Genomic DNA, 24,994 nt, shown 5'->3' on the forward strand with positions numbered 1-24,994 from the left:
GTTAAGGTGATCACGATGAGCGAAAATGCGAAGGAAGCGATCCTGGCCGCGGCGCGCAGGACGGCTCAGGCCCACGGGTATGGCGGGCTGAACTTCCGCGACATCGGAGCCGAAGTCGGCATCAAGGCAGCGAGCATCTATCACCACTTCCCCGGCAAGGCCGAGCTGGGTGCGGCGGTGGCGAGACGCTACTGGGAGGATACGGCGGCGAACCTCGAAGCTCTTTCAAAAGCGAACGGAGATCCAAGAAAGGCGCTCCGGGCCTATCCGGGACTTTTTCGTCGATCGCTCGAGCAGGACAATCGCATGTGCCTCTGCAGCTTCATGGCGGCCGAATATGATGATCTGCCGGACGCCGTGAAAACCGAGGTGCAGGCCTTCGCCGATGTCAACGTGGCGTGGCTGACCAGGATGCTCGCTGCGGCTTCAGTTCCCGCCAGCAAGCGTGAGGCAAGGGCGCGCGCGATCTACGCGGCCGTTGCCGGCGCCCAACTGATGGCGCGGAGCCGCGCAGACCTGAAATTGTACGATGCGCTGATTGAAAGCTATCGCGGATCCGGCTTGATCCCGGCTTGAGAGCCGATCCTGCGTGGCCGTCCAAATAGGTGGTGGAGATGAAACGTGGACATCTTTAGCTCCTTCGCGTCGGCGCTTGCGTGCCAATTGACCGTCAATTGGAGAACGTGCTCGCCTTGCGGACGAGCAGTTCATCGCCCTTTCGGCTGATTTCGAGCGCGGGGGCCTGGTATGGTGTTGAGACCACGACGCGCTGACCGGGCGCCAGTACTGTCACAAAGCGGATCGGCGTTCCCGCTCCGCGCAGTGCAAGAGTCGTGACGACGCGGAATCCATCGGGCTCGACCGTGTAGTAGGCGACGCCGGATACATCGCCGAGATTGATGCTCAGGCCCTCGATCGGCCGCAGGCCGTTAGCGTGTGCGGCCCCGAGTGAGGCGAAGCTGACGGCGGCTGCGAGAAGCGAGTTGCGGACTGACATAGGAACCTCCGTTGGCTTCGGCGGCGGGCGGGTCGCCCGCCTGGCTGATCGCGCTGGAATCGCGGTTTCCGTAAAGCTCTCGCAATTTGGTCTTCAGGACTTTTCCGGTCGCCCCGTGCGGAAGCTCGTCGACGAACAGAACATCGTCCGGCATCCACCACTTCGCGATCTTGCCCTCGTAGAAGGTCAGGAGATCTTGCGCCTTGAGCCTCGATCCCTGGCGTCGGACCGCAAGCACGAGCGGGCGTTCGTCCCATTTTGAATGCGCAACACCAATCACCGCCGCTTCGACGATTTCGGGGTGGGCCATCGCCAGGTTTTCGAGCTCGATAGACGATATCCATTCGCCTCCGGACTTGATGACGTCCTTCGAGCGATCCGTAACCTGCATATAACCGTCGCTGTCGATCGTGACGACATCACCCGTGAAAAACCAGCCATCGGCACGCTCGCTTTCCGGCATCTTGTAATAGGCGCGGGCAATCCAGGGCCCCCGAACCACGAGGTCGCCAACTGCCTTGCCATCGTGGGGGAGCTTTCTGTTGTTGCCATCGCGAATGCCGATTTCGACCCCGAAAGGCGCACGTCCTTGTTTGAGCTGGCGAGACCGCCGTTCAGCTCTCGACGAGGTCATGTGCTTGCGCAGTGGCTTCGAGATCGTCGCTAGCGGGCTGGTTTCCGTCATACCCCAACCATGCAGAACTTCTACTCCGTATTCGTCCTGCAGCGTTTCAATCAGGGAGGCCGGACATGCCGTGCCACCGATCAGCGCACGATTGAGCGTCGTCGGCTTCACGCCGGCGCTTTGCAGGTATCGAACATAGCCCAGCCAGACCGTCGGCACGCCGCCGGCGAAAGTCACCCCGTGGTCCTCGAACAACCTGTGCAGGCTCTCACCGTCGACGTTTTGTCCGGCCATCACCAGCTTCGAACCCGTCGCCGTTGCACAATACGGCATTCCCCAAGACATAGCGTGGAACATCGGCGAGACAAGCGCGACCGTGTCTTCCAGAGAAATGCGACAAGCGTCTGGGAGCGCTGCGGCGCAGGAATGCAGCACGGCGCTGCGATGGCTATACAGCACACCCTTTGGGTTTCCTGTCGTTCCCGACGTATAGCAAAGTCCGCATGCCGTGTTCTCGTCGAACTCCGGCCATGCATAAGCTTCCGAGCACCCGGAGAGAAATCCTTCATAGGATGGGAAGCCTTTGGCTCCCACGATCTTCGCGTCGCCAGCCTCGCCCAGATAAATCCACGCTTCAACAGTCGGACATTGCGGCATTAAGGAGTGTACGAGATCGATAAAAGCCAGATCGAAGAATACAACCACATCTTCGGCATGGTTGATGATGTATATGATCTGCTCCACGAACAGCCTTGGATTGATCGTGTGGCAAACGGCTCCCATTCCGGAAATGCCGAAGTATAGCTCCAGATGCCGATAGCTATTCCAGGCTAAGGTCGCCACGCGATCGCCTGGCTTAATGCCGATCGAGTCCAATGCATTTGCGAGCCGGGAGCTGCGCTTGAGAAGGCCGCTGTAGCTCGTGATGTGATCGGGCTTGTCGGGAGTTCGGGACACGATCTCGACATCGGGAAAGGAGCGTGCCGCGTGCATGAGAATGGACGACAGGAGCAACGGAGTTTGCATCATTAAGCCGAGCATGGCGAATATTCCCTCGGTTTCAACGCTTTCACTTCAGCCGCAAGCGACTGTTCGTGCGGGCAGGAGATGGTCCGCACGGGCATCCATTTGGCGGGAGGACTTCATCAGCCAGGACGACGTCTCGCCCGCCCTCTCGCCCTTGGGCGCCCGGTCCCCGAGAACGCGCCTTCGCGCGAGACCTGAGAAGGATGACAAGCTTGAAGTGAACGAATAGCAGCCTGATCGCAAAGGACGTGACGAGCCATATGACTGACAGGGGCATTTGTCTTCCCAACACGATTTAGATTCGATGCTGTGAATGAAGCTAAGGCTCTGGAAGCTGGATGTCGTGAGCCGTCGGCGCCCTTTCACCCGTACTGGCGCGCACCGCTCACTGCCACGTCGCGCCGCGAACTCGGTCATCAGCTATTGGAACGAAAAGACGTTCTTTCAGTCGTTCTTCATGCTGATGATGGTCCAGTTTTTCTTCCTGGCCTCAGCGTAGAGCGCGGGGGTAAGGGAGCCGATCGTGGTATCGGGCAGCCTCTGCGCCGGACCAGTTGACGCGCTCCAGCCACCACGCTCGCCGCTCGGGAGCAGTTGCGCGAGCAATCTGATCAATCCAAATCCTGACAAAATCGTTCGTTGCCTTTCCGCCGATAAAGAACGTGGTCCTTGGCAATTCGTTAAAGACAACGCTTGCATAGAACCGGGGCACGCCGACATCCGCGTAGAGGTCCGTGATACGCGTCGCAAGCGCGCGCTTGTCCGCGGCTGAGTACGCATTTTCCGGACAGTAAATGTGCCACAGAGGCATTTGAGTTCTCCTTGTTAAGCTTTGGCGATATTCGTCCTAGCTTCTTCATTCTTTCGAAGGCCTATTCCTGGCCGGCGCGCCCGCCAGCGTGCTGCCGCGTGAGGACGGGTCGACGGCAGGCGCCGACCCGGGACGCTCCATCACGCGAGTTCTTCGAGATGCCCGAGGCCCAGACCGTCGACGACGGCCTTCTGGATAGGCGCGATGTCGGCATTGATCTTGTCAGCGCCGAACGACGTGCCCACCACCGTCCGAGCGGCGCGACTGCCCTTCGCCTGGCCGACGAGCTTGGCGACGGCCTCCGCAATGTCGTGAGACTTCGGAGCGTCCTTTCCCTGCAGCATTGACGTGAAGGTCTTGTAAATGGCGTCGGGAATCTGGCCGACCTCGCCGTAGGACTTCGTGATGTCGCCGTCGGCAGGCCTCTGGATGCTCGAGTACAGGCTTGTCGGGTAAGCGCCAGGCTGAACTTCCACCACGTCGACGCCGAGTTGGGAGACCTCCAGCCGAATGCTGTCGGTCAAAGCTTCGATCGCCATCTTGCTCGCGCCGTAGATGCCGACGAAGGGGAACGTCACCCGGCCGAGGACCGAGCCCATGTTGATAATGAGGCCTTCGCGCTCCCGACGCATCGAAGGCAGCACTGCCCGCGTAACGCGGAGGAGCCCGATGACGTTGGTGTCGAAGATCGCCTTCGCCTGATCCGCCGTGAAGGCTTCGGTCACGCCGACCGACGCAATGCCGGCGTTGTTGACCAGCACGTTGATCTTGCCGGCCTCGGCGAGGATGGAAGCAATGGCGCGATCGACCGAGGCGTCATCGGTAACGTCGAGTTCCACGACGCCTATTTTCTGGCTTCGCAGCGCGTCGGCGTGGCTGCGATTGCGGCTGGTGATGTCGCGCATCGCGGCGAACACGCGATAGCCGTCGCGCGCCAGCCTTTCCGCGGTTTCGCGGCCGAAGCCGCTCGATGTGCCGGTGATGAGAATAGTCCTGGTCATGGCTTGCCTCCGGTGATGAGGGTTGCGGGTCAATGCGAGATGATCAGCCGGTATGGCTGGTCAAGAACTGGCGGGGTATCGCGACCGGGATGTCCGAGAACGAGCTTGAACAGACGTCGGAAGCGGCGGGTTGGGGTGATGAGCCTTGGATGCGAATCAAAAGGCGAATTCCAGGCTGGCGTGTGCAACCAACTTTCCCGTAGACGCAAACGAAACGCGGGTTTCCGTGAAGGCCGACGCGTTGCCAAAGCGCAATACTTCTGCTCTCACATGATAGTCATCGTTGACGGCTGGACGCAGGAAGTGAGTGTGCTGATACACGGTGCCTTTGGTGATGCGCCCCGTCGTGCCCACAGACAGTGATGCAACCGAGTCAATGGCCGCCATAATTGCCTGGCCACATACGGCACAGCTTGACAATTTGAGCGCATCATTTTGTGGAAGCATCGCGGACACGATGCCCGGGCAGACCTTGAACTCACGAAGGCCGAGCATTTTCACCCAAGGCGCGAAGACATATTCGTACAACTCAAGAACTGTGGCATCCGTCACAGGCAAACAATGAAGCGGAACCGGAATTCCAGGCCGCCCCACTCCCAAGGCAGGATCGGACTCGTTTTGCGTTGTCTGCTCGGTCACAAGAGCCCGGTTTCCCGTTAGCGTCGTTGTATTCTGAACTTCTGTAATCATTGTCGTCTCCGATTCTCGTCAAAGCGTGACTACGAGGATCGGAATCTAGGCGGCTGGACCTCAGGTGTCGTGAGGCGATCGCGCCCAATCGTCCGTACTAACGCGCACTGCCTGGCGCGCCTCGCGGCCATGCTGACACGATCTCGGGGGCGTGATTTGGCGTGACGCAGAGTTGAGTGGGACCCGTCCCGGGCCCCGCTAGCTTGATCAACGTCTGCCCGTGGTTTCGGCGCAGGCCATTACAAACCGTGCGATTAGGCTTGCCAAGACCCGTGGAGGTGATGATGCGCCCGAACGACGATTTTCTCAGCGCTCCAGAATTGGACTATGACGGTTTCCGAGCTGCAATGCGTGAGGATTGGGGATGGTTTACTCCTGCTCACGAAACCAACATCTTCGCCAGCAAGGTGCGCACGCGGCGCGTCCACGGATTCGCTGCAGTGGATCTCACCTGCAACGCTACCCGCCTTGAGCGGTCGGAACAGGACATTCGCCGTGATAGCATGGAGTACTATTTTGTCACAGTTCAGGATTTCGGCGAATCGATCATCCTTCACAACGACCGAGTCGTAAATCTCACTGCTGGCGATGTCGTCCTGCTCGATTCCACAAAACCCGTGACATTCATCTCGCGGGCCCAAGACAACGCGCAATGGCTTGGTGTGCAAGTGCCGCGCCAGAAGCTGGCGTCGCATCTCGGCTTCGAACCGCAAGGTGGCGTGTGCGGTCCTCGGCAGGCGCAGGCGTCACGTCTGCTCTGTCAACTCGCTCTTGACCCGATCAGCGATGCAGAACCGGCGTTCGCGTCAGCTGATAAATTCATGCATCTGGTGGTCTACGATCTCCTCGGCGCACTGTTTGCACCTCCCGCCCCGCTTGGCTCGCGCCACAACGACAAGCTGTTCATGCGCGTCTGCAGCATCATAAAGGACCGCTTTGCCGATCCGGACATCTCGCCGCGCGAGGTGGCTGTCGAGGCGGGAATTTCGCTGCGCTATTTGCAGAAGCTGTTCACGGCCCGTGGGTCGACATGCGGTCACCACATATGTTCGGCCCGTCTGGATCATGCGGCGCGTCTGATCGAACGCCGCGCGTTGATGATGACAGGTCAGCCTCTCAGCGATATTGCCTACGCCTGCGGCTTTCGCGACTACACGCATTTTGCGCGCGGCTTCCGCCGGCGTTTCGGCACCGCGCCGGGCGCCGTCGGAGCAGGCGCCACCGGTGATGACAGCGCACGGGTCCGCGCTGGATGCACGCCGCATTCGCTTCGGGGCCAGCCTCAGTCCCCGGACGACCCGTAAACTCAGCATATAGCTGCTCAACACCGACCCGCGGTTGCAGGCTCGAGTTCTGATGGCGCTCTCCGAAATGGTCACCACTGCTATCGTGCAGATGTCCGATTTACTCGCCCCAATATCCAGATCCACGACGCACACGTAGTCGACCTGTCCCAATGGGTTTTTGCGCGGTATCTCGTTGGTGTGAAGGGTGCAGAAACAAAGGCAAGCGCAGTTGAGCTCGGCTCTCGACTGAATTCAGAAAGGATCTCGCTTTCCAACCCTGTCGCGCCCAGAAGCAGGAGTCGACCGTCGAGAATAGAGATCTACCTTACATTTCGATAGACGCTGGCGGAGGCAGAGGAGCTGGGATCGAACCTTCTCCACCTCGGGGTCGAATCCAGCTGGTGACTGTGCGAATACCAGCGCACGCTGGCAGCCCTGAAGCCTTATGGCTGATCGCCGAACCGCTGCATCCCGCACGGTGGCCACCAGATGTAACATGGCTCGCGACGTCATTCTGGGTTTGCCCTGTCCGTGTACGCTGTCATGCCCGGTCTCATGCCGGGCAGTCACGCCTTTGCAGGATAGATCTTTTCACTATGAAATGTGGTATTGACCGACAGCACGTCGCAGCAATTCTGCAGCAGATTTGGCTTCGTTGCCGGCCCAGGCGACAAACTGGTCCGGCCGCACCAGGATCAGGCGCGATAGATATTTCCACCGCCCATCGCTCGCGGAATCCCTGATCAGCTTGAGAGGAATTCGGAGGTCGGAAGCGGCCGCTTCGAAATCCGATGCTACGTCGTCCGTCCCGAGATCGATCAGCGTGAAGCCGTCGCCCAGTTCTTCGAAGACGTTCATGCCCGAAGATAAAGGCTGTGGAGTCAGATGATGCCCGGCGCGCGCCGCATAGATGTGCGATCCGATCGCGCTGCTCGTGGCCCCGGCGGGGCCCGACACGATGGGTGAGCCCGCATAGTGCGGCTCAAAAGCGTTCACCTCAGCTCGCGCACCGGTCTGCCGCTCGCGCCATGTCGCCTCGAAGTCGGCGCGGTCGCGCCCCGGATCGTGCTTCCGGAGGAAGTCGCGGTCTCTGAGGATCGACTTCTCGATGAAATCGTGCGCCGTGGAGGCGAACACTGGCCGCCGTTCCGCGCCATAACTGTCGAGCAGACCGGGACCACCCCAGCCTTGCAGCGTTGCCGCAAGCTTCCAGGATAGATTGACCGCATCTTCCAGGCCGCTATTGACGCCGTAGCCACCATAGGGCGGATGACTATGCGCGGCGTCGCCAGCAATGAAGACGCGCTTCGCGCGATAGTCGTCGGCGAGCGCGAAGCGAAGATCCCAGAAGCCGATATGGTCGAACGCGACGTCGAACTCGGCGCCCGCCGCTTCGCACAGAAGCCGGCGAAAATCAAAGTTGTCACGCGTCGTGGTCGCGGGCACAGGGGCATGGAAGAACCACGTCGTGCCAAGATCGACACGTCCGAAGAACATCCAGTAGCCGTCCAGCTCCGGATGCAGCACGCTGTAGAATGATTTGCCGGGATAGCCCTCCAGCAGACGATGGAGGCCGGTGGAACGGAACACGAGAAGCACCATCAAGCGGTCATGATCCGATCGGGTCTGGCTGATGCCTGCGTGTTCGCGCACGGTCGAACGGCTACCATCGCATCCCACGACATAGGCGGCGCGCAGGATTCGCCGTTCTCCGTTGCGGTGAACGGCATCGACGCTTACGCCGTCCTCGTCTTGGCGTATCTCCTCGCAGGTCCAACCGTAGAGAGTTTCGATCGCAGAGATTTGTGCCGCTCTCCGACGTAGCACGGCTTCGGTCGCGTATTGCGGCAGCCGCTCGTTGTCGGTGAAATAGAAGGGACGAACCAACTCGCGCTGCAGCCAATCGTAGGCGTAACCGCTGAGCAATGTGCCGTAGCTCGTCATGCCGCCGATGCCGTAATCCCGCGGGATGGTGCGTGCGGCGCGCAATTCGTCATCCGCCCCCCAGAAATAGAAGTGCTCCAGGGTGCGCTGCGTCAGGTTCTGTCCCTTCGGGATCGGCAGCAATTCGGTGTGGCGCTCCACCACGATGGAGCGGACGCCCCGCAAGCCAAGATCGATTGCAAGCCCGATGCCGACCGGCCCTCCGCCGACGATGACGACGGGAGCCTCCATTTGAGTTGAGTTCGCCATCCTAGTATTCGTTCTCGTGAGGTCCGATCATACTCGATCTCTTTCAAACGCATTCCGCAAAGGCTCGTCGCGATGCAGGCTCAGAGCCGTACGAACCATCGCGAGATGAGAAAATGCCTGGGGGAAGTTGCCAACCTGCAACCCGGCTCTGGTGTCATATTCTTCGCTGAAAAGGCCGAGGTCGTTACGCAGAGCGAGTAAACGGTCAAGCAGCGCGTTTGCTTTTGCGATCCGACCTTGCATTTGGTACACGTCGGCAAGCCAGAAACTGCATGCTAGAAAAGCTCCCTCTCCAGCCGGGAGCCCATCCACGCCATTCTCGGTTCTGTAGCGCAACACCAACCCATCCGAAACCAGCTCACGTTCAATCGCGGCCACTGTTCGAGCAACGCGAGGATCATTAATTGGCAAAAATCCTACCGCCGGCATCAGAAGCAGGCTGGCATCCAATTCATAATTATCGAAGCTTTGCGTGAAGGTCCGTCGCCCAGTATTATACCCCCTCGCACATACGGTGCGATGAATCTCATCGCGGATTGCGCGCCACCGATCAATCGGCGCCTCATAACCGTATTTCTCCGCGTCCTTAATGCCACGATCAAACGCGACCCAGGCCATGACCTTCGAGTGAGTAAAATGTCGCCTTCCACCCCGCACTTCCCAAATACCGTCGTCAGGCTCTTTCCAAATTCTTTCCAGGTGGTCTAGTGCGACGCTTTGCAACGATCGCCCCGCGACGAATGGAGCTAGGCCGCTTTTCCGAGCTACATGCAGCGCATCCGCTATTTCCCCCCAGACATCAAGTTGCAGCTGGTCCGATGCCGCGTTGCCGACCCGGACGGGAGACGATCCTCGATAGCCCGGAAGCCAAGCGACCTCCCACTCATTCAGCCGACGTTCGCCGCTTAAACCGTACATGATTTGAAAATCATGAGGACTGCCCGCCACTGCACGCTGAAACCAGTGGCGCCAAGCTACGGCTTCCTCGTAGTAACCTGCGCCCATCAGGGCGATCAGTGAGAGCGTTGCATCGCGTACCCAACAATAGCGATAGTCCCAGTTGCGCGAGGCGCCGACTTGCTCGGGCAATGAGGTCGTTGGCGCGGCGACAATTCCGCCCGTCTCAACAAAAGTTAGCGCCTTCAGCGTCAGCAGAGAGCGCATTACCGCTTCGCGGCGATGTCCGTAATAAGTGCAACGTGCGGACCACTTCTGCCAGAAAACTTCGGTCTCGTTGAACGCAAGATCAGCATCCATGGCGGCGGGCGGAGGCCGATGCGATGGACTGTAGGTAAGGACGAATGGTATCCTATCGCCGCTGGAAATCGTGAAGTCGGCGGTGGTCGAAAGGTCTTCTCCTTTCAAATTGACAGGTGTTCGCAGCGCAACAAGGTTTGGGCCAGCAATGGCGACGATTCCTCCCTTGTCGGGTAGCTGGGAGACCCAAGGGACAGCCGAGCCGTAGTCGAAGCGAAACGTGAGCTCCATGCGAACCCGCGAATGCCCCGATCGTCCCTCGACAATGCGGATGATCGAAGAAGCGGACTGATTCATCGGCATGAAATCGATGACAGCAAAGGACCCGTTCCGAACCGTAAGAATCGTCTCCAGTATCATGGTGTCGCCACGATAGGACCGCGAGGTCTTGTACGAAGGGTCAGAAGGCGCGATCGACCATCGACCGTGAGTTCGGTTTCCCAACAACGCGGCGAAGCACGCTGCGCTATCGAAACGAGGCCAGCACAGCCAATCAATGGAGCCATTTCTGCCAATCAGAGCCGCCGTCGTGCAGTCACCGATAAGTCCGTAGTCTTCAATCCGCAAAGGACCATCAAATCCTTTCTGGAATCGACTGGAGGCATCCATCTTCTCACCATGGGCCGGTTTGTGGAATCAGCGCCTACCCTCGTTCAACGAACTAAGGTCATCCATGAATTTGTTCGATGCCTTAGTCGTCCTGGCTTTTGAGATGGCGATCACCATGCCGTTCCACTGTCGCGAAAAGACGAGACGTCGCCCCCCGCTCGAAGAGACAAGATTCAATAATGACTTGCCTCATACCGTCTAAAGCTTGACCGCATCGGCCTGTCGTGAGGATAATGCAACTAGGTGACCAGCCTCACCATTCAATGTATGTTTTGTCGGCAACATACATTGGTATGAGAAGACTCGCGCTTGCGTTTCGGCTGTGAGGACGAATGCTTAGAGATCGGCCACCTCAGCATCCAAGAGCAAATGCCCCAACCTTCGATAGCGTTCGGCATTTCGTCTCCCTGACTTTGGTGACCTCCACAATCTGTGCCTGGGTTCCAACGCCGGGTCAGCGCGGCCGCTACCGTGGAGATCATCCAACGCGACCCATTCCTAGAACCGGGTATTATTCCTTCGTTTAGTTATTGGGCACCCAAAGCGGGGTAGCAATTCCGAGGAGGCGGCACCAAGATGAAGATGCAACAAGACAGGTCATGCCGCCATGAGAAACGCTGACCGCACATCCGAAGCATCCGGTGTTCACGCTCGGACAATGGATCGCGGCACCCGAAGAGGGGCTTACGGTCAACGATATCGTGTAGAGCCTGGAACTGGTATGGTACGGTGATGGCACCCAACGAGAGGCCGTTAGTGCATGTGGTTGACGATGACGCGTCAATGCGCGACGCGCTCGAGAGTTTGCTTGAGTCATTAAAGCTAGAGACCCGAACGTACGCGACGGCACGCGACTTCCTTGCCTCGACACTCACAGACAGGCCAGGATGCATTGTCCTGGATATTCGCTTGCCCGACATGAATGGGCTGGATTTTCATGCTCGGCTAATCGATCTGGGTGTGTTGCTGCCGGTCATAATAATGACGGGACACGGCACCATTCCCATGACGGTTCGTGCAATGAAGCACGGCGCAGTGGATTTTCTACCAAAACCCTTCCAGGACCAGGACATGATAGATGCCGTCCTCGGCGCCATCGAGCGTGATCGACAGCGACGTCCCGTCCAGGATAAGGCCTCGCAGATACAGCAAAGGTTCGGAACGCTTACCCCTCGCGAGCAGGAGGTGATGCTGCTGGTGGCGGAGGGTAAGATGAACAAGCAGATAGCTGGAGATCTCGGGATCCGGGAGATTACCGTAAAAATTCATAGGGGCGTTGCAATGCGCAAGATGGCCGCGCACAGCCTGGCTGACCTCGTTCGGATGGCCGAAGTGCTCAAATCCAAGGGGCAATCATAACAATCCGGAAGAAGGATGAGGTGAGTGTCAAGAGAGCTCTCAATCGCAGTCATCGATGATGACGACTCGTTCCGAACGGCGCTCCTTGAGTCGCTTGATTCGCTGGGATACCGCGCCCATGGCTTCCCGTCTGCGGAAGAGTTTCTTGCCGAGGGGCTAGGATCGTGCGACTGCGTCATCACTGATATTCAGATGCCCGGCATGAGCGGGCTCGACCTAAAACGGTTGCTTGCGGCTCGTGGCTCGGCGATGCCACTTATCATGATCACCGCGCGCGCGGACCCGGACCTGGAAGCTAAAGCCATAGCCAGCGGCGCTGTCGGCTTTCTCAGAAAGCCATTCGCAACGGATGTTCTGATCTGCTGTCTCGAAAATACGCCAAATTTCTGACCCGTAAGCGATACCTGCAGGGCCAATCGATACCCACGCCGCAGCCGCCTCGAGCTGGATGAGAGTCCGCCGAACCTTCACTCCAAAACTAATTGGTCCAAGCTGGCGGCTGCTGCCTTCAGGTACCTGACAGCAGCATCTTATACGTTGAGATGATAGATTTCCTCCGAAGGTGGAATAGCAGGTTGGCAACCGGATTTGGATGATGCGTCATATTTCCAAGATCGAAAATGACGATGTCCAACCGCTACGACTTCCCCGCGTTCGCATCGCGTGCTTGGAAGCGCATCAAGCCCGGGCTCGTTCATGGGCTGACCATGACGGCCTCGGTGTTCCTGGCGCTGTACATCGCTTTCGAGCTGCAGATCGACGATCCGTCCTGGGCTGGCGTATCCGCAGGTCATACCATCCTTCCCGCTCTTGGGTCTTCGCTGAATAAGGCACTCTATCGGGTCATAGGCACGGTGATCGGAGCCGCTGCAACGGTCGTGTTAACTGCCATGTTTCCTCAAAGCCGCTTGGGCTTTCTGACGGGCGTGGTGGTGTGGGTCTCAGCATGCGGCTTTATTGCAGTATTCTTCAAGAACTTCAGGGCCTACGCGGCGATGCTGGCCGGATATACGATGGCGATCATCGCCGCGGATACCGTTGGCTCACCCGATAAGGTATTTGAGGTTGCGATCGCTCGTTCGGCCGCGATCATCATCGGAGTTCTCTGCGCCACGCTCGTTCAAGGACTGAGCGACTTCGGCAGCGCGCGCCGCAAGTTGACGGACGGATTTGCAGAGATCGTCGCCGACATCCAAAAGACTTTCGTCGGCTGGGTCGCAAATCCCACCACTGGCACAGCAACGAAAGCATTGCAAAGTGTCATCAAGCGTATTGCTGCGCTTGACACTGTTCTGGACGATGCGATTGGTGAATCTTCCGAGCTACGCCAGCGTTCCGCCATCCTGCATCAGGCGACGTCGGCAATGTTCGGCGCGGTATCCTCATGGTGCACCCTTGAGGCGTACTTGGCGCGTGGATCGGCCGGGGAGATGCGCGCAACGTTGAACGCCGCCCAAATTGTCGTAGCACCCACGCCAGCCGGACGCACCTGGGCCGATTTCCGGGACGATTGGGCTAAGCGCGCTATGGAACTCCGGCAGTTACCGTCACGCGACATTTCCGTGAGAGTTGTCGCGGACGCTGCCGGCGAGGTCGCCTTGCGCTTAAGCGATGCAGCAAATGGCCTGGTCTTGCTGACCGATCCCGCGCGGGCGATCGCTCCCCAACAACAGGTCTGCCAGCCTATTGCACAGGTCAGACCCGCTTTTATCAACGCGCTGCGGGTAGCAGCCTCAACCAGCGCCGCCGTCCTGCTGTGGATCGCGACAGCGTGGCCGAACGGACTATCCGCCATCACATTTGCAGCTCTAATTCCGCTGCGGATGTCCGGGCGCCCGCCACAGGTGGCCTCGGGCTTCTTTTTCGGCTCGATCCTGGCTGCCGTCGCCGCGGCGATCGTACAATTCGCAGTGCTCCCGAACCACGAGTCGTTCCTCGCGCTTACCATCCTTGCGGGGGCCGTCCTGGCAATCTTTGCGGCGATGTCGCAGATCAGCGATTCCTGGGGGATCTTTAGACCCGCAGCTGTTATGTATCTACCTCTTCTGTCACTGAGCAACGAGCTCAGCGTCGACACGATCACTTTCATCAATAACGCGGTCGGCATTCTAGCGGGATGCGCATTCGGCGCGCTAGCCTTCCGCCTTCTCCCGAATATCGATGCCGCAACTCAGTCGCAGCGATTGCGTGAACTCATGTGGCGCGATCTGCGCATCCTCGCTGCACACGCGCCGGACACCCATTCTCTGAACCGCTGGCGAGAAGTGACCTTCGCTCGGTTGCTTGCCTTGCCAGCATCGGCGACCGCGGCAAGCTTCGAGCACATTCACATGATCTACGAGGTTGGCTTCTACATCCGCCAGATCGGACGTTGGGGTACACCACGGCAGATCACGTCAATAGCTAACGCGATCGCTGCCCTAATCCGTGGCGAGATCACCTTGGCTCGTCAGATGTTGCGAGGCCTCGACGATACTCGAGTATTCAACCCAACGGACCAAGCCGCACTGCGCACACAGGGAGCCATCCGCGGCCTGCGGCAACGCATCGATGCGGCGGCGCCGATCGGCAGGGGATTCCCGTGAATTTCGTAGAACTTAATGTCTATGGCGTCTTGATATCGCCTCTGGCGGCGATCATGACCGTCGCTTTTCTGGTTCTCATCTTGCTGAGACGGTTCATCGCTGCGACGGGTTTGTCGCGTCACATCTGGCATCCCGCGCTCTTCGATGTGTCGCTCTATCTGATCATCTTGTCGTTCCTGGTGATGGCAACGAGATGGCATGGCAGCTGAAGTGAGAAACTATGTCTACTGACGTGTTCGACGAGACGTTCGAAGGCCCGCCCGATGCGCGCGCAAAGAAGGCGGAGCCATCTTCAGTCGCTACCGAGGTGGCCGATGGTCCGGCAACCTCCCAGGAGCTGAGCGCAGTCTTGCCATCGCGGCCGCGTATCTGGTGGCTCGCCGTGCTGACAACGATCGGAATCGCGATAGTTGCCTGCTGCGCGACTTACATCGCCTGGCAGACCTTTATGGGTACCCCGTGGACCCGCGATGCGACGGTACGCGTCTACGTGGTCTCGATGGCGAGCGAAGTCTCCGGTCGCGTTGTCTCGCTGCCAGTGAAGGACAATCAGTTCGTTCGTGCTGGCGATTTGCTGATGAAAATTGATCCGCGCGACTACAAGATCGCCGTCGATCTGGCGCAGGCAAAGGTTGATCAGGCGAGCGCTGATCTTGAGAACAAGAAGATCTTGGCCGCGCGACGCCTTCAGTTAAGTACCCTTGCGGTCTCTCGCGAAGAGCAAGGTACCTTCGTCACGAGCGCGAAGATGGCCGAAGCAGCGCTCCAGCAAGATCGAGCGGACCTCGATCGTGCCATTACCAATTTGCAGCGAACCGAAATACGATCCCCTGTAAACGGTTGGGTCACGAATCTGCAAACTCGCGTGGGCGACTATGCCGACAAGGGGCAAAGAAGCCTCTCGATCGTGGACGCAGGCTCGTTTTGGATAGACGGCTATTTTGAGGAGACACAGGTTGGTCAAATCAAGGTAGGTGATCCGGTCAAAGCCAAGTTGATGGGCTATGACGAGGTCATTGGCGGCCATGTTGAGAGTGTCGCGCACGGCATTAATATCAACAATGCGCAACCAGATTCCGTTGGCCTCGCGCAGGTCGACCCAATCTTTACCTGGGTTCGCCTTGCGCAGCGCGTTCCTGTTCGCGTAGCGCTGGACCAGGTACCAGCCGACATTCGACTGGTGGCGGGAATGACGGCGACCCTCCAGGTCGAGACACTGGCGGGCTGCAAGCCGACATTCCTCAGGTTTCTACACATCTCGTGCCGCTCAATGGCCGGAAATATCAACCGCTAGCAACTCTAACCCGAGATGGATAACCCATATGGCATACCTGACAGTTGCGCTCTTCTCCGTGGTGGCCAACAGTGCGGCTCTGTCCGGTTACCCGACTCAAGTCATTGACGGGCTGACGGCGAATCCGACTGCTCCTGTCACCTGTGCGCTGACCAAGCATCGCCAACCAATCAAGGGTAATCTCGCCGCGCCGGCGCGTGAGGGCACGGCGGGGGCAGACACGCGGGATTCGAGAATCGATAGGGAAATTGATGCCATCGATAAGGAGATTACGACGGAGAACAAGGAACTCGATCGAAAAATCAACAGCATCTGTCGTGGGTGCTGACTGTGGCAAAGAGGCCGGAGGACCGTCTGTCCGAACAAGGCGCCACAGTGAAAATGTTTGGCAGTTATTCAATACCGTCAGCCAGGATGAGACGTCACACAAGAGGTCGCATCGAACGCATTAGCGACAGGCAGGCCAAAAGTGAACCGGGCTCCGCCCAAACCGGAGCCGTTTTCCGCTCGAATGCAGCCGCCATGTGCCTCTATAATGGACCGGGAGATCGACAAACCCAATCCCATGCCAGTGTCTTTGGTCGTGAAGAACGTATCAAAAAGACGGGGTATGCGAGTCGGGTCGATTCCTGGACCGCTGTCCTCGACAATGCAGCACACCGTTTCATGATCGAGCTGCATGGTTCGAATAAGAATGCAGCGGCGCTCTACCCCGGACTGCGCCATCGCCTGCACCGCGTTGATGGCCAGGTTCAAGACCACCTGCTGGAGCTGGGTACGGTCGCCCAATACGCGAGGAGGCACGAGTGCCAGATCAAGAGAAACAGAGGTACTCTTGGCCTGTAACTCATGGCGGAGAAAAACCATAGAATCCTCGACAATATCGTTGAGCGACAGCAAGGCCTGCTTGGATGCTTGCCGGGTTCCCATAGCTCGAATGCCGTCAACGATATCGACAGCCCGCCGCGCGTCGGCAACCATGCGCCTGGTAAGTTTCTCGGCCTTCTCGACTACAGGTTCGGGTCGAGCCAACGACCGTAAGCCAGTCTCACCATTCGTAATGATGGCGGCAAGCGGCTGCTTTATTTCGTGCGCAATCGTAGCACTGATTTCTCCCAGAATAGCCACTCGGCTGGCATGAGCCAAAGCAGCCTGTGCGGAATCCAACGCCTCTTGCGATGTCCTGACCTCCGTTTTATCGATGAGTGCGCCAACGATTTCATCGTTACCCGATTCAAATTTCACGCGATGCGCGATAATGCGCAAATATTTGGTTTTCCCGTCCGGCATCAGTAACTGGAGTTCAGAGTCGAGATTGTTCGCGCCTTGGGCGATGCTCTCGATTTGACGTCGCGCAAGTGCCCGATCATCAGGATGGACGCGAGCAATGAGTGCGTCGAACGAGGGCTTGGTCCCCCGGTCAAAGCCCAGAATTTTATAGGTCTCATCCGACCAGAAGGGACGGCCACCGACGACCTCCCAGGCAAAGCTGCCCGTCAAGCTAAGGCTCTGTGTCTCGGCCAAGTACGCGCTGCTACGTTGCAGGGCGCTTTCAGCCCGCTTCCGGGCCTGGACGTCGGTATTCGTTCCGTACCATGCAACGATGGCGCCGCTCTCATCCCGTAACGCTTCGGTGCGAAACAGGAACCAGCGATATGCTCCGTCGAAGCGCCTCATGCGGGCCTCAACCTCGGAGGGTGTCTCAGTCGCCAGCATTTTCAGCCAGGCATCACGCAGCGCCGGGCGATCAGAAGGGTGAATGGCGGCCTGCCAGTCCCAGCCCAGCGCCTGCTCCAGGGAAAAGCCTGTGTAGTCGAGCCAACGCTTGTTCAGATATTCCACAAAACCATCCGTTCGACTTCTCCAAGCCAGCGTCGGGATGGAGTCGAGAGTCAGCCGAAGTTCCCGCTCGGCCTTGGCGAGCTGCTCTCGCTTGGTATCCGCCAACTGCGCCTCACTCTTGCGCAACGCGGTCTCAGCGAGTTTCCTGTCATGGATGTCGTAACCTGCCCCGTACCACGCGACCACCACTCCGTTGTCATCACGCAGCGGCATTCGGCGGATGGAGTGCCACCGGTATTCTCCGTCAGCTCTTCGCAGGCGTTGCTCGGTCTCGAACGGATCGTTTTTATTCAGTGCCGCCAGCCATGCCTCTTCAACTCGCGAAAGATCATCTGGGTGAATGGCAATGTTGCCACGCCCATACCAACTCTCCAGCGACAGGCCGGTGTAACTGCGCCACGTCTCATTCACGAAATCAATCGTGCCATCGGCCCGATAGCGGACCGCCATCGCGGGGATCGTGTCAACGATTGCCCGTAGTTCCTCCTCAGCCAGACGGGCTCGCTCTTCTGCACGCTTGCTTTCGCTTAGGTCGCGCAAGCAGGCGACGAGCAGAAGGTCATCGACATCTTGAACGGGGGTAATCGAAAGCTCGAGGGGAACTTCCTCACCATTACTTCTGAGGCCCGATAGCACGATCGATCTGCCCTGAGCCTCATTCTTGTCGCTTTCGAGATAGCGTTGAATTACGTTTATGTGTGCTTCGCGAAATCGCTCGGGGATGATGAAATCCACAACTCTCCGCCCGACCGCCTCCTCGCGGGACCACCCGAAGATCTCTGTGGCGCGATTGTTCCACTCCGCCACAACGCTGTTGAGCTTCATGACAATGACGGCGTCAAGAGAGGTTTCAAGAACCAAACGCAGCCCGTCTTCGCGAGGAGGCAGGCGACCCAGGGTGCATTCCGCTTTTGCAAAACCTGACATAATCGGACCTGTTTAAGCTCCGGCTTCTTCCCGCACAACGCGCGCCATTCGATTCGCGTCCATCATGCTTTTTCGCGCTGTCGCTACAGCACCTGCGCCGCGTCAAAGGCGTAGAGCCAGCCTATGTTGGCGATCGAGCGATCGCCGGACCTGGCTAACGCCTCATCGCGGACGCGCTGCGCCGGGCCGTCGGGCAGATGAAATCTTACGCGGTTGGTCGCACTCGCCTGCTGCAATTTCGTGGCGCGCGGCTTGCGCAACACTTCGTATCGCGCCAGCGCACACTTGACGTCGGTCATTGCTTTGAGAAGCGCGGCGAGAGTAGCACCGTCCTCGATCGACTGCGCGGCGCCCTGCGCCATCATGGGCAACATGGGATGACATGCATCGCCGATCAGCGCGACGCGACCGTCGCTCCAGCAGGGCAGCTCGGCGCGGTCGTGCAGAGCCCAGATGAAGGTTTCGGGAAAGGCGCCGATGAGGCTGCGTACCGTGGGATGCCAGCCCTCGTAGCGAGCGAGCACATCGGCCACGTCACCTCTGTCGGTCCAGGACTCCTGCTTCCAGTCGCCGTGCTCGGTGATGCAGACGACGTTCATCATTCGCCCACTCGAAACCCAATAGTGCACGACATGTCCGTTCGGCCCCATCCAGTTGTTCGAGGCGACCTCGATATTGAGATGCCTGATGCGCTCAGCTGGCACCAACCCACGCCAGGCGACACAGCCCGTGAAACGTGGCTTCTTGGGACCGAAGACGAGCTCACGTACGCGTGAATGTATGCCATCGGCGCCGAGCAGGAGATCTGCTTCCGCTGTCGGGCCGTCCTCGAAATGAGCGACCACGCGTTCGCCTCTGTGCGTCAATCCCACGAGCTTGCGGCCGACATGCAAACGCTCCTGCGGAAGCGCGCCGGCCAGAAGATTTACAAGATCCGCACGGTGGAAGTGGTAATACGGCGCGCCGAAGGTCGCCTCGACTTCGGGGGCGAGCGGAGCGCGCTGCAAGGTGCGTCCGTCGTCCCAGCGCCGCTCGTACATTGCGCGCGGCCGCACGCCGACGGCGTCCATCGCCGCCTTGAGGCCCAGCCGCAGCAGGAGCCGCGAGGCGTTCGGGCTGATCTGAATGCCTGCGCCGATTTCGGCAATCTGCGGCGCTTGCTCGTAGACATGGACGTCCAGTCCAGCTTTCCGGAGCTGCAGCGCCGCCGAAAACCCGCCGATCCCACCGCCGATCACGACGACTTTCATGTGAACTCCGTTGAGTGGCGAGCCTTCAGCTCGTTCATAGCCGCGCCTAATGCGCCTGGTCCGGAACCATGATTTGCAATCGATTGCTTGATGAGCGCACTCAACTATGGCGCTTCGGCTGACGCGACTTTGTCGGTCTTTTGAGGCCGGTCGCCGATGTTAGGAAGCAAGCTGCGGATGCGGTTGGGCAACACGGGTTCCAGCTTTATCAAGAAGTCGTACGCCATCAGCAATGCGCCGACTGCAAAGACCACATCGCCGACGATCCGCATCCACTGCCAGAGCAGGGTGGTGTCGTAAAATGCCAAGCTCCGCGCGTAGGCCAAGCCATGCTCATAGACTGCGAGCAGTTGCCGCCAACCAATGGGGAAGAAGTTGAGCAAGATCCATAGGATGAGGCCTGCGTTGTAAAGCCAGAAGGCGACAACACCCATCCTCTCATTGAACTCGCGCGTCTCGCCCGCGATGTAACGCAGGCAGAAATAGATCAGACCAATGCCAAGCAGGCCAAATCCGCCAAACAGCGCCGTATGGGCGTGGTTGAGCGTGAGGAAGGTCGCATGCTCATAGTAGTTGACGAGCGGCGCGTTCAACGTGCCGCCACCGAAGACGCCAGCCCCTACGAAGTTCCAGAATGCTGCGCCGACGACATACAGATACGCTAGCTTGTAATGAAACTCCTCGTGCCGCTGAATCGATCGCCAATTCTCGATCGATTCCAGAATGAGAAGGATCAATGGCAGCACCTCGATGAACGAGAACATCGTGCCGAATGGTACCCACAGGCCAGGCGCGCCGTTCCAGTACAGGTGATGGCCCGTGCCGAGAACCCCGCCGAGGAAAATCAGGATGAGTTGGAACAGCACGCCGCGTTCGGCCAAATGGCGCGATACCAGACCCAATCCCATCAACAGATAGATGCTCATTGAGGCGGCGTAGAATTCGAACGACTGTTCGACCCAAAGATGCACGACCCACCACCGCCAGTAATCGGTGATGGTGAAGGATTTCTCGAGCCCCGTCAGTGGAATCATGCCGCAGACGTACAGGACGGCGATGTTAACAGTCGCTGCCCAGATGAGATGTTCGAGCCGGATGCGTCCGGTCCAGAAGTGCCACGCCGCGTCGTTCCACAGCGCACGGCTGGGCCAGAGCGCGCGAGCAATCAGCCAGCTCCACATGATGAGAGCGGCGAAAAACGCGATCTGCCAGAACCGGCCAAGCTGGAGATACGAAAGGCCCCGATTGCCGAACCAGAACCAGCCGCGATCAATCAGACCCATGATGCCCAGATAGTTGCCGGTCAGCGCGCCGACCACGACGATGACCGAAGTCCAGAATAAGATGTCGACAAAAAGAGCTTGGTTCCTGGCTTCCCGTCCGCTGATCATCGGCGCAAGAAACAGGCCGGAGCCAATCCAGGAGAAGGCAATCCAGACGAGCGGAGCCTGTAGATGAACGCTACGGAGGAAGTTGAATGGGAGAAAACTGCCGACCGGAATGCCATAGAAGCTCGCGCGGTCGGAGTAGTAGTGGGCCATGACCGACCCGGCACCGATCTGCAACAGTAGCACCAGCGCCACGAAGAGGAAGTACTTACCCGTCCGGCGTTGGCTAGGCGTTAGACGAGCGAACCCGGTCAGAACCGGATCCATCGGCGATGTGTCGGGATCGGACAGGTAAACCTTGTAGATTGCGAGCACGGCCCCGAAACCGAGGAAGACAAAGCAGAAACTTGCCCATGTCCAAATGAAGGTAGCGCCCGTCGGAACGTTGCCTACACTCGGCTCATAGGGCCAGTTCTGCGTCCATGAGACCGTTGTACCAGGACGTTGGGCAACAGTTGTCAACGAGGCATAGACTAGGAAGTCCGCCGTCTGGCGGGCAGTCTGCGGATCGAGACTACGTGCCTTGCTGTAGCCCGAAGCCAAATCATCTTGAAGCAGGCTCACAGCGATCTGGTCGCGGACAGAGGTGATGGCTTGCGCTAGGGCGGGCGCGACGGTGACGGTGCGTTGCGTCAGATCTACGCCACGTAGCATCGTCTGCCCACGAACCCGGACCGCGGCTTGCTCCTCCGCCGACAGGGCTCCAAAGGCGCTGTTGTGAAGAAGCTCGGCAAGATTCTGCTCGGTGGCAGCTTCAAGATCGACAAGATTGCGAGCGGTGTAGTCCGGCCCGAAATAGGATCCCATGCCGTAGAGGCTGCCGTAGTCCATCAGGTCGGCCTTCTGAAAGCCGCCCTTTCCAGCGACCACGTCGGTGCCCGACATCAGCATCGCTCCATTCTGCGCGACAATGCGGTCGGGCACCGGAGGTGCGTCCTGATAGGTTCGCCCCGTCGTCCAGGCCATGAGGCCGAAGCAGGCCGCCGCGGTCGCCAGCAGCAGCCACTTCAATATCCGCGTTACCGGATCCTCATGGATCAGCTCTCTTGTTTCGGGTGATAGCGTGCTCCGGATTCCTCCGTCCGCGCGGGTCGATGGAAGTCCCTTATCGATTGTCGTCATCGCTTGTGCTTCCATAGAGCAGCCTGATTGTATGAACGCTTCCGCCATCTCTGCGTTGAACCTGCGGCGAACTTTCCTCCGCGCTATCGGGGCGAGCCCTCGTTCATAGTGGTGCAACATGACCGCAGTTGCGCCGCCGCCTGGGACGGACACTGCTGCGATGGCGGAGCTTGGAGCCGAACTGTGAGTTAACGGCTTCCGCCTAGTTGTTTTCGATTGCCGCCTGGGGCGTGTTGCGGAAGCTGATTGCCATGCGGTTGGAGGCATTCATCAGGCTGATCGCGATCGTGAGGTCGACCAACTCCTTCTCGTTGAAGACCGCGCGAGCCGCCTGGTATGCGTCGTCCGGCACACCGGTATCGGCCACACGCGTCACCGTCTCGGCCCAGACCAAGGCGGTGCGCTCGGTCTCGCTGAAGAGGTTGCCGCCTTCCTCCCAGGCCTGAACCAGGGCGAGCTTCTCGATCGGCACGCCCTTCTTGACGAGATCGCGAGTGTGCACGTCGAGGCAATAGGCGCAGTTGTTGATCTGCGATACACGCAGATAGACAAGCTCCACTAATTCGGCCGGCAGTCCACTCTGCATGACATAGCCACGCACACCACCGAGAGCCTTGGCGCCGTTCGGCGCGATCTGATTATAGTCCAGACGTCTAGTCATGCTGCTCTTCTCTTGTGGGGTATTTGATGGGCGTGGTCAGCGCTTCGTGGTTGGTGTCGAGGACGGAGACAGCGAGCAGCTTCGCTGGTTCGGTCTTGCTCGCATTGCGGCTGATCGAATGGATCGCGTTCGGTGGTTCGGACCAGCTCTCGCCAGCCCGATAGATGCGTGCCTCGCCGTCATTCACCTTCGACTCGATCGCGCCCGAAATCACATAGGCGTAGATGAACGCCGACTTCGCGTGTGTGTGGGGCGGGGACGCCGCGCCGGGCGGGTAATCGACTTCCACGGCGATGATCGATTTGCCGGGAATATTGGGAACGGCCGCCTCGAACTTCTTCGTGACGGTTTCCGCTTCGCCATCATGGGCGGAGACGCGGCCGGCCATCGAGAAGGCGACTGCGGCGCAGGTAGCGGCGATAATGGCTCTGATTTTCATCCGCCTTCTCCTTCTTCCGCAGGGAAGATGCCCTCGTGCTGGGCTAGAAAAAAGCACCAAGAACGCGAAAGAAAAGTATACTACGGCCCCGTGACGAAGCCCCTGAACCTGAAGATCGACCGCTCCGCCAAGACGACGCTCGCCGAGCAGATCCGACACGGAATTGTGACCGCGATCGAAAGTGGCGTGCTCGAACCTGGAGCCCGCTTGCCCTCTTGGCAGGACCTGGCCGCCCAACTCGGTGTCGCTCGCGGCACCGTGCAGACGGCCTACGAGAAGCTCAACGCAGCCCGGCTGATCGTCGCGTCCCGTGCGAGCGGAACCCGTGTCGCCCCGCGTCCACGCGCGGTGCTGAAGAGCGAGCAGCAGCGACCGGATCCCGGGTCGCTCCTGGACATCTTTCAGGAGATGGTCCAGGGGCCCGGCTTCTTCCAGATGGGAGTCCCTGCGACGGAGACCTTTCCGGCAAAGCTCATCGCGCGCATCCGCGCAAATGCCGTCCGTGTAGAAGCGAGTGCGGCCCCCATCTATCCGGATCGGCGTGGCGAGCTCGAGTTCAGGCGAGAGATCGCTGGCTACCTCGCCGTTGCCCGCGGCATCGACTGCTCACCGGCGCAGATCATCGTCACGGGCGGATATTGCGCTGGGCTGGGGCTGGCGCTCCGAGTGCTGGGTCTCGAAGGGGAAAAAGCCTGGATCGAAGATCCGGGCTTTCCGTTCACCCGGAAGGGCCTTGAATTCGCGCGATTGTTTCTCTCGCCAATCCCCGTCGATGCAGACGGGATGGACATTGACCATGGTCTGCATCACGCGCCCGACGCAAAATTGGTAGTCGTGACGCCCGGGCAGCAGGCACCGCTCGGACCGACACTATCGCTTGAACGGCGCCTCCAATTGCTAGAGTGGGCGGCCGCAAGAGCGGCCTGGGTCATAGAGGACGATTATCTGAGCGAACTGCAGTTGATGGGCCGGGCAGCGCCGGCTCTGGCATCGCTCGATCGCGCCGGGCGGGTCATCCACATCGGCTCCTTCAGCAAGACGATCAGTCCCAAGCTCCGCCTCGGATTTGTCGTTGCCCCGATCGGTCTCATGGCTCGCTTTGCCGAGGTTGCAGCGTGTCTCGCCCCCCCGCCGGGGCCTTCGGTGCAGCTCGCGACTGCGGAATTCATGCGCGAAGGGCATTATTTGCGCCACCTCCGCCATGCGAAGCGCGCCTATGCGGCCAAGCGGAAAGACTTGCTGGCGCAGCTTCGGCCCCATTTCGATGCCGACAACGTCGTCGCGACGGGCTTGGCCGTCCTGCTGCGGTTGCCCGATGGCACGTCGGATCTCGCCATTGCACGCGAGGTACTGGCTTTCGGCATGTTTCCGGCTCCGCTCTCGGCCTGGTATGCGTCTGCGGAGACCAACCGGTCTGGACTCCTGTTGGGCGTTGCGACATCGCCGACAAAGGATCTCGCGAGATCCTGCGACCGCCTGGTCGATATCATCCGGCGTTTCAGCTGAATCCCTGATGCGCGGATGGGACGAGATTTCGCCGTGAGGCTTTCGCCAACGTCGAGATTCGATCGGCTGCCCAGCTGGGGCAACCAAGACTGAAAGCACTGTCCGATACATCGGGCTCCCGTTTAG

At 59.3% G+C, this 24,994-nt stretch carries 22 protein-coding genes and 1 pseudogene; 10 read left to right on the top strand and 13 right to left on the bottom strand.

Annotation, left to right across the window (positions count from 1 at the left end):
• The first annotated feature begins 15 nt into the window (after positions 1-15).
• Entirely contained in the window at positions 16-576 is a 561-nt protein-coding gene (locus JQ627_RS31285; RefSeq protein ID WP_212488295.1) for a TetR/AcrR family transcriptional regulator, read from the top strand.
• A gap of 94 nt (positions 577-670) precedes the next feature.
• Here the strand turns inward: JQ627_RS31285 and JQ627_RS31290 are convergent, their stop codons facing one another.
• Both JQ627_RS31290 and JQ627_RS31295 read right to left on the bottom strand, forming a co-directional pair.
• Complete coding sequence (locus JQ627_RS31290) at positions 671-997, bottom strand: hypothetical protein (protein ID WP_212488213.1); 327 nt, start codon at positions 995-997, stop codon at positions 671-673.
• Positions 930-2,663 carry a long-chain-fatty-acid--CoA ligase gene (locus JQ627_RS31295; RefSeq protein WP_212488214.1) on the bottom strand — a complete coding sequence of 578 codons (1,734 nt, stop codon included), beginning with the start codon at positions 2,661-2,663 and terminating at the stop codon, positions 930-932. Before JQ627_RS31295 ends, JQ627_RS31290 begins: the two co-directional genes overlap by 68 nt.
• A gap of 298 nt (positions 2,664-2,961) precedes the next feature.
• Here JQ627_RS31295 and JQ627_RS39830 point away from each other — a divergent pair, with 298 nt between their 5' ends.
• A complete protein-coding gene (locus tag JQ627_RS39830; protein ID WP_212488215.1) occupies positions 2,962-3,147 on the top strand; it encodes a hypothetical protein in 186 nt (61 codons plus the stop codon).
• On the opposite strand, the gene JQ627_RS39245 is transcribed toward JQ627_RS39830, so the two are convergent.
• The 4 genes and pseudogenes from JQ627_RS39245 to JQ627_RS31315 form a co-directional block, all read right to left on the bottom strand.
• Positions 3,093-3,263 carry a hypothetical protein gene (locus JQ627_RS39245; protein WP_249143539.1) on the bottom strand — a complete coding sequence of 57 codons (171 nt, stop codon included), beginning with the start codon at positions 3,261-3,263 and terminating at the stop codon, positions 3,093-3,095. The genes JQ627_RS39830 and JQ627_RS39245 overlap by 55 nt on opposite strands.
• A gap of 25 nt (positions 3,264-3,288) precedes the next feature.
• Positions 3,289-3,459: pseudogene (locus JQ627_RS39835) on the bottom strand (tautomerase family protein); the annotation flags it as partial.
• A 140-nt stretch (positions 3,460-3,599) separates the two neighbouring features.
• Positions 3,600-4,460: an SDR family oxidoreductase gene (locus tag JQ627_RS31310; RefSeq protein WP_212488217.1), complete on the bottom strand. Its 861-nt coding sequence runs from the start codon at positions 4,458-4,460 to the stop codon at positions 3,600-3,602.
• A gap of 156 nt (positions 4,461-4,616) precedes the next feature.
• Positions 4,617-5,150 (bottom strand): PaaI family thioesterase, encoded by a 534-nt coding sequence (locus JQ627_RS31315; RefSeq protein WP_212488218.1) that lies wholly within the window; start codon positions 5,148-5,150, stop codon positions 4,617-4,619.
• 284 nt (positions 5,151-5,434) lie between these two features.
• On the opposite strand from JQ627_RS31315, the gene JQ627_RS31320 reads away from it, so the two are divergent.
• A complete protein-coding gene (locus JQ627_RS31320; RefSeq protein WP_212488219.1) occupies positions 5,435-6,454 on the top strand; it encodes a helix-turn-helix domain-containing protein in 1,020 nt (339 codons plus the stop codon).
• Positions 6,455-7,030: 576 nt separating this feature from the next.
• On the opposite strand, the gene JQ627_RS31325 is transcribed toward JQ627_RS31320, so the two are convergent.
• Both JQ627_RS31325 and JQ627_RS31330 read right to left on the bottom strand, forming a co-directional pair.
• Positions 7,031-8,629, bottom strand: a complete 1,599-nt coding sequence (locus JQ627_RS31325) for an FAD-dependent monooxygenase (RefSeq protein WP_212488220.1) — start codon at positions 8,627-8,629, stop codon at positions 7,031-7,033.
• A 27-nt stretch (positions 8,630-8,656) separates the two neighbouring features.
• Positions 8,657-10,495: a glycoside hydrolase family 15 protein gene (locus JQ627_RS31330; protein WP_249143540.1), complete on the bottom strand. Its 1,839-nt coding sequence runs from the start codon at positions 10,493-10,495 to the stop codon at positions 8,657-8,659.
• 732 nt (positions 10,496-11,227) lie between these two features.
• Between JQ627_RS31330 and JQ627_RS31335 the strand changes: the two genes are divergently transcribed.
• From JQ627_RS31335 to JQ627_RS31360, 6 genes are all read left to right on the top strand, one after another.
• Entirely contained in the window at positions 11,228-11,854 is a 627-nt protein-coding gene (locus JQ627_RS31335) for a response regulator transcription factor (protein WP_212488221.1), read from the top strand.
• 24 nt (positions 11,855-11,878) lie between these two features.
• Positions 11,879-12,244 (top strand): response regulator transcription factor, encoded by a 366-nt coding sequence (locus JQ627_RS31340; protein ID WP_212488222.1) that lies wholly within the window; start codon positions 11,879-11,881, stop codon positions 12,242-12,244.
• Between the two features lie 236 nt (positions 12,245-12,480).
• The gene (locus tag JQ627_RS31345) at positions 12,481-14,439 is read left to right on the top strand and encodes an FUSC family protein (RefSeq protein ID WP_212488223.1); all 1,959 of its coding nucleotides are present in this window, start codon (positions 12,481-12,483) and stop codon (positions 14,437-14,439) included.
• Positions 14,436-14,648, top strand: a complete 213-nt coding sequence (locus JQ627_RS31350) for a DUF1656 domain-containing protein (protein WP_212488224.1) — start codon at positions 14,436-14,438, stop codon at positions 14,646-14,648. Before JQ627_RS31345 ends, JQ627_RS31350 begins: the two co-directional genes overlap by 4 nt.
• A gap of 11 nt (positions 14,649-14,659) precedes the next feature.
• Positions 14,660-15,733: an HlyD family secretion protein gene (locus tag JQ627_RS31355; RefSeq protein ID WP_212488225.1), complete on the top strand. Its 1,074-nt coding sequence runs from the start codon at positions 14,660-14,662 to the stop codon at positions 15,731-15,733.
• 28 nt (positions 15,734-15,761) lie between these two features.
• Positions 15,762-16,061, top strand: coding sequence for a hypothetical protein (locus tag JQ627_RS31360; protein ID WP_212488226.1), 300 nt, complete (start codon positions 15,762-15,764; stop codon positions 16,059-16,061).
• 77 nt (positions 16,062-16,138) lie between these two features.
• Here JQ627_RS31360 and JQ627_RS31365 read toward each other — a convergent pair whose 3' ends face one another.
• From JQ627_RS31365 to JQ627_RS31385, 5 genes are all read right to left on the bottom strand, one after another.
• Entirely contained in the window at positions 16,139-18,502 is a 2,364-nt protein-coding gene (locus JQ627_RS31365; protein ID WP_212488227.1) for a PAS domain S-box protein, read from the bottom strand.
• Between the two features lie 83 nt (positions 18,503-18,585).
• On the bottom strand, positions 18,586-19,752 hold the full coding sequence (locus tag JQ627_RS31370) for an FAD-dependent oxidoreductase (protein WP_212488228.1): 1,167 nt from the start codon (positions 19,750-19,752) through the stop codon (positions 18,586-18,588).
• 104 nt (positions 19,753-19,856) lie between these two features.
• Positions 19,857-22,262: a nitric-oxide reductase large subunit gene (locus JQ627_RS31375; protein ID WP_249143542.1), complete on the bottom strand. Its 2,406-nt coding sequence runs from the start codon at positions 22,260-22,262 to the stop codon at positions 19,857-19,859.
• A gap of 202 nt (positions 22,263-22,464) precedes the next feature.
• Entirely contained in the window at positions 22,465-22,923 is a 459-nt protein-coding gene (locus tag JQ627_RS31380; protein WP_212488229.1) for a carboxymuconolactone decarboxylase family protein, read from the bottom strand.
• A complete protein-coding gene (locus tag JQ627_RS31385) occupies positions 22,916-23,362 on the bottom strand; it encodes a cupin domain-containing protein (protein ID WP_212488230.1) in 447 nt (148 codons plus the stop codon). The genes JQ627_RS31380 and JQ627_RS31385 overlap by 8 nt, the downstream gene beginning before the upstream one ends.
• Positions 23,363-23,452: 90 nt before the next feature.
• Between JQ627_RS31385 and JQ627_RS31390 the strand changes: the two genes are divergently transcribed.
• A complete protein-coding gene (locus tag JQ627_RS31390) occupies positions 23,453-24,868 on the top strand; it encodes a PLP-dependent aminotransferase family protein (protein WP_212488298.1) in 1,416 nt (471 codons plus the stop codon).
• The last annotated feature ends 126 nt before the right edge of the window (positions 24,869-24,994 follow it).

Source organism: Bradyrhizobium liaoningense (assembly GCF_018130785.1).
GTDB classification, from domain to species: Bacteria; Pseudomonadota; Alphaproteobacteria; order Rhizobiales; family Xanthobacteraceae; genus Bradyrhizobium; species Bradyrhizobium liaoningense_A.